The organism is Defluviimonas sp. D31 (genome assembly GCF_033436765.1).
Taxonomy (GTDB): domain Bacteria; phylum Pseudomonadota; class Alphaproteobacteria; order Rhodobacterales; family Rhodobacteraceae; genus Albidovulum.
Window position 1 is genome coordinate 1 of the sequence record NZ_JAWQFN010000044.1, and the last position, 5257, is coordinate 5257.

4 protein-coding genes and 2 pseudogenes are annotated in these 5257 nt (G+C 55.5%); all 6 read left to right on the forward strand.

Annotated features, from left to right (window positions below; translation table 11 throughout):
- Positions 1-107 precede the first annotated feature (107 nt).
- Positions 108-260 (forward strand): annotated as a pseudogene (locus R5H32_RS20610) (IS6 family transposase); the annotation flags it as partial.
- 53 nt (positions 261-313) lie between these two features.
- Positions 314-466, forward strand: a pseudogene (locus tag R5H32_RS20615) (IS6 family transposase); the annotation flags it as partial.
- Between the two features lie 392 nt (positions 467-858).
- Complete coding sequence (locus R5H32_RS20620; protein ID WP_318340514.1) at positions 859-2580, forward strand: sulfatase-like hydrolase/transferase; 1722 nt, start codon at positions 859-861, stop codon at positions 2578-2580.
- Positions 2581-2646: 66 nt separating this feature from the next.
- Positions 2647-3801: an alpha/beta hydrolase gene (locus tag R5H32_RS20625; protein ID WP_318340515.1), complete on the forward strand. Its 1155-nt coding sequence runs from the start codon at positions 2647-2649 to the stop codon at positions 3799-3801.
- A gap of 161 nt (positions 3802-3962) precedes the next feature.
- Entirely contained in the window at positions 3963-4670 is a 708-nt protein-coding gene (locus R5H32_RS20630; RefSeq protein ID WP_318340516.1) for an IS6 family transposase, read from the forward strand.
- Positions 4671-4733: 63 nt separating this feature from the next.
- A partial coding sequence (locus tag R5H32_RS20635; protein ID WP_318340517.1) for a DDE-type integrase/transposase/recombinase occupies positions 4734-5257 on the forward strand: 524 nt, incomplete at its 3' end.

Sequence of the window (5257 nt, forward strand, 5' to 3'; positions counted from 1 at the left end):
AAGCTCAACCGCGCCGCCGCTCTCGCCGAGTGGCGCGGCCTCGGCGCGTCATAAGGGACAGCGCTCCTGCCCTTGTGGAGACGGGTTCGAATTGGTCTGACACCACCTTTCGGAGGATGCGAAGTCTGCAGATGTTCGCCGCCGTCCACGCCTCGGTCTTCAACCATTTCAACTTGGAGCGCAGCTTCTACTCTAGGGTAAATTTCAAGAAGAACCGCGCCGCTGCTCTCGCCGAGTGGCGCGGCCTCGGCGCGTCATAAGGGACAGCGATCCTGCCCTTGTGGAGACGGGTTCGAATTGGTCTGACACCACCTTTCGAAGGATGCGAAGTCTGCAGATGTTCGCCGCCGTCCACGCCTCGGTCTTCAACCATTTCAACTTGGAGCGCAGCTTCTACTCGAGGGTAAATTTCAAGAAGAACCGCGCCGCTGCTCTCGCCGAGTGGCGCGGCCTCGGCGCGTCATAAGGGACAGCGATCCTGCCCTTGTGGAGACGGGTTCGAATTGGTCTGACACCACCTGCCGCAGCTTCTGAACTATCTCCTGGGGCTTGTGCCGCTTGTTCGCCATTCTCTGTCCTCCGTTCCCTAAACATAACGGTGGACCGGTTCAGAAGGGGCATTCCAGCCCTCGGCATCAAAAGCGACCACTCCATAGCAGCCATTGCCATCGAACGTGGCAGTTGATTTCTATCAGCACAGCTCCCACGGTTTCATATTAGCGTCATCACAAGTGCTGGTCGCACCTAGCGTTCGAAAAGATTGTCGAGGCATCGTCGGATAAGCCGATCGAAGCGTACGTCGACGGAGATATCCGATCGTTGACAATGCCCGAAAAGCGAACTCCAAAGGAGGAGACCATGAAATTGTTAAGCTCTGTGCTTTCGCTGCTGGCGATGCTGTTCCTGTTTTCGGGTAAGGCGCATACTCAGGAAATAGTGCACGATGCGGAGTATTACATTCTGGAAGCTCAAAACGGAGAAGTCTGGAAAGTCGAAGACCAGGAACTCGATCAGAAACTCGCTGAACTGCGCGAAAAGTACGGGCAGCCGCCTAACATCGTTCATTTCATGTGGGACGACCAGCCTTTTGGAGCAGTCGGAATTCCCGCGATGCAGCAAATCCGTGGCTATCGAACGCCGAACCTGAACCAGATGGCGGCGGAGGGTATGCTCTTCACGCGAATGTACAGCGAACCGTCTTGTACGCCGACCCGCGCAGCCGCATGGTCAGGCCAACATCCAATTCGCAATGGCATGTACAAAGTGGGATTTCCGATCGAATACAGCGGCATCGCCAAAGACGTCGTGACAGTTGGTGAGGTAATGTCTGAAGCAGGCTATGCGACGGGTTTTTACGGCAAGGCACATCTTGGCGATGTCGCTGAGTCCTGGCCGCACCACCAAGGCTTCGATGAGTCGTTCACGGCAATCTATAATCAGGTCGTCAGTTTGTGGAACCCTCAGGCCGAAGCTGCAAATGCGGTTGTTGGATTGTTTGAGGAGGCCCTCCCAAGGAACCCGTACAAACTAGATCACACGTTTTCGCCCAAAGGATACGTCTTTTATATCGAAGGCACTAAAGGGGGCGAAACGCGCGAATGGTGTGGTATCGAGGTCGAGTGCTACATGCAGTTCGACAAGGAAGCTTCGAAACGCGCCCTTGCATTCATTGCGAAAAACGCGAAGCAGAAAAAACCTTTCTTTGTTGAGTGGTGGCCGCTGTTCACGCCGTTCATTCCGGCTCCCCAGAAGGCAAGTCTGCAACGCGGCTTGGTCGGTGATGCTTATACGGTCAATCTAGACCCCACCGTCGGTTTGTTGATGAAGACACTTAACGACCTCGATATCGCGGAGAATACTCTCGTAGTTGCCATGTCCGATAACGGACCGATGACCCACAATCCACCTCCAGGGGCAGGACTTGGGGAAGGTCCTTTCCGGGGCGGTAAGGGCGACTTCCTTGAAGGTGGTGTCCGTGTCGCTGCACAGGCCTGGTGGCCGGGCGTGATCGAACCAGGTCAGATCGCTGACGATATTTTCCATGTTACCGACCTGTACACGACGTTCGCGAGACTGGGGGGGGCGCTGAAGCATATCCCGACCGACCGTGTCATCGATGGTATCGACCAAACAGCATTGCTACTCATAGGCGATACTCATGGGCGCCGAGATTATGTTCACATTTATGCAGGGCCGCAGCTGGGAGCCACAATTAAGGGTCAATACAAGGTACACTGGATATCTTCGGACCAGTCGCAGGCAAGGAGTGGCATAACGTCGGCCTTTGATCTCTATAACGATCATCGCGAAGTCAATCCGCTTGTCGTAAACGCCCTGCATTTCAAGGAGCCGTTCCGGCGGATGCGAGCGAGACACGAAGTGTGGATCAGGAAGTATCCGCACATGCCTGCCGCATCCGGGCTTGCCTACGCAGATATAGTGAATCCTCGACCGGAGACGAGGGCGCTATCAAATCCACCGGTCGATTTCAAAAGGCTGCCATTTGACCCGCGCGAGGTCCTCGATGAATTGGAAAAGCTGCCTTATGATCCGGGTGGTGAACCGGATTACGGTAGATAGGTAGCTGTCACTTTTTAATATCCGACGAATGCGCTCGGTCCTCTTCAACGCCCAAGGAGAGAAGCTGTGAGGGAATCCAAGGAAAGCCGGACTTCGCCGGCGATCTCACGGCGCGCCAAGAGTCTTGTCCTGCTCGCTGGATTGGTTGGCATCATCGGATGCGCAGGTCCGAAGAACCTTGTCGACGTGGATACGACGGTTCCGGTCGAAAGTGTTCCCGATGTGTCGATGCACAAAATTTACATTGCAACTTCACGTACTCCTTCTGATGACCCTGGTGAATTCTTTTCCGGCGAACGCGGGGAGGGACTGAGGTTTGCTTCGGTGGAGGTTTCCATACCGCGCAATCGGCAGCCGGGGACCATCAGCATTCCTTCGCGACCACCTGCAGATCCAGAAAAGCATTTCGTTATAGACGACCCGGCCCTATTCCGCGAGCGGGCCGAATTCCGCTCTGACCTGACGGCCTACCTTCGAGGCTTGCCGGCGGATAGACGGGACGTGATTTTGTACGTTCACGGATACAACACCAATACCACCGCGGCGATTTTACAAATCGCACAGTTTGTAGAGGACACAGGATACAAAGGCGTCCCCATCTTGTTTACATGGGCGTCAAGCGCGAATACGCTGAAATATGTATACGACATGAACAGCGCGCTTGTTGCACGCGATCACCTTGTGAGCATGTTCGAGACTATGAATATCCCGGCTGTAAAGGGGTATGATGTGGTCGCCCATTCCATGGGAACTTTTCTGGTCATGGAAGCTTCCCGTCAAATCGTTTTGACCACCGGCCTTAATCCAACCGGCAAGGTAAAAAACGTCATTCTGGCCGCACCCGACATCGACATTGATCTTTTCAAAGCGCAGATCAAACTGATACCCGAAAACCAGCGGAATATTGTCGTTCTTGTATCCAGCGATGACAAAGCTCTCCGAGCCAGCAAGCGCGTGGCCGGAGGCATTTCGCGGGTGGGCCAGACGCCGATCGAAGAGTTGGCCTCGCTCGGCGTAATAGCCGTCGATCTGAGTGCGGTTGATGACACGGATTCATTGTCGCACGCTAAATTCAAGAACTCGCCGGAAGTGGTTCAATTGATCGGTAACTCAATGAAATCTCGTCAGAGCTTCAACCAAAGGCCAAGTCTTGGCTTCGGGAAAGCACTTGCCGTGACCGTTGAGGGGACTGTGGGCGTAGTGACACCCAGCCTTGATTGAACGAGGCTCCCGATTTGGGCCAATCTGGCTGAGTTAAATGACCGCTTTATTGAAAACACGCTGTAGTGCCACTATTTTCTTAGCAATCTCACCGCTGCTGGGAGGGTCATGTCAGAGCAACTTGGCTTGCGACCGGGCAGGGGGCTGGGTAGCGTTTTTGGATGACCAAACGCGACCCGTTCAAGTACTTCAAGACCAGCCGGGAGATCATCCGTTTGGCGGTTATGCTCTACGTTCGTTTTCCGCTGTCGCTCCGAAATGTTGAGGATCTGTTGCACGAACGCGGCATCGAGATCAGCCAAGAATCCGTACGGTTCTGGTGGAACAGGTTTGGTCCGATGTTCGCCGCCGAGATCCGCAAGAAACGCGCCGAGCGGCTGCGGTCCGGGCCACAGTGGCAATGGCATCTCGACGAAATGTTCGTGAAGATCAACGGCGAGCGCCACTACCTCTGGCGGGCGGTCGATCACGAAGGTGAGGTGCTTGAGAGCTTCGTGACGAAGACCCGGGACAAGAAGGCAGCATTGAAATTCCTCAAGAAATCAATGAAGCGCTACGTGCGGCCGCACATCTTTGTCACCGACATGCTCCGGTCCTACGGTGCCGCGCTGAGGGAAATCGGCGCGGCGGACCGGCAGGAAACCGGCCGCTGGCTAAATAACCGGGCGGAAAATTCCCACCTGCCATTCCGACGACGGGAGCGGGCGATGCAACGCTTTCGGCGAATGCGAAGTTTACAGATGTTCGCCGCCGTCCACGCCTCGGTCTTCAACCATTTCAACTCTGAACGAAGCTTCTACTCCAGGGACAATTTCAAGCTGAACCGCGACGTCGCTCTCGCCGAGTGGCGCCAGCTTGGCGCGGCATAAGGGGCAGGCTCACTGTCCATTCGGAGACTGGTTCGAATTGATCTGACACCACCGCGTCGCTTGATGTCGAAACCTGACCCGTTCAAATACTTCAAGACGAGCCGCGAGATCATCCGACTGGCGGTGATGATGTACGTGCGCTTCCCGCTCTCGCTCCGTAACGTCGAGGACCTGCTGCACGAGCGTGGCATCGACATAAGCCATGAATCGGTCCGGTTCTGGTGGCAGCGTTTCGGACCGATGTTCGCCGCCGANGTCGAGGACCTGCTGCACGAGCGTGGCATCGACATAAGCCATGAATCGGTCCGGTTCTGGTGGCAGCGTTTCGGACCGATGTTCGCCGCCGAGATCCGCAAGAAACGCGCCGAGTGCTTGCGTTCTGGGCCGCAGTGGCAATGGCACCTCGACGAGATGTTCGTGAAGATCAACGGTGAGCGGCACTACCTCTGGCGGGCCGTCGATCATGAGGGCGAGGTTCTGGAGAGCTTCGTGACCAAGACGCGGGACAAGAAGGCGGCATTGAAATTCCTCAAGAAATCAATGAAGCGCTATGGTCGACCGCACATTTTCGTCACCGACAAGCTGCG

What these genes read in the sequence shown, in the direction of transcription:
- R5H32_RS20620 (WP_318340514.1), top strand. Translation starts at nt 859, where the DNA reads ATGAAATTGTTAAGCTCTGTGCTTTCGCTGCTGGCGATGCTGTTCCTG.
- R5H32_RS20630 (WP_318340516.1), top strand. Translation starts at nt 3,963, where the DNA reads ATGACCAAACGCGACCCGTTCAAGTACTTCAAGACCAGCCGGGAGATC.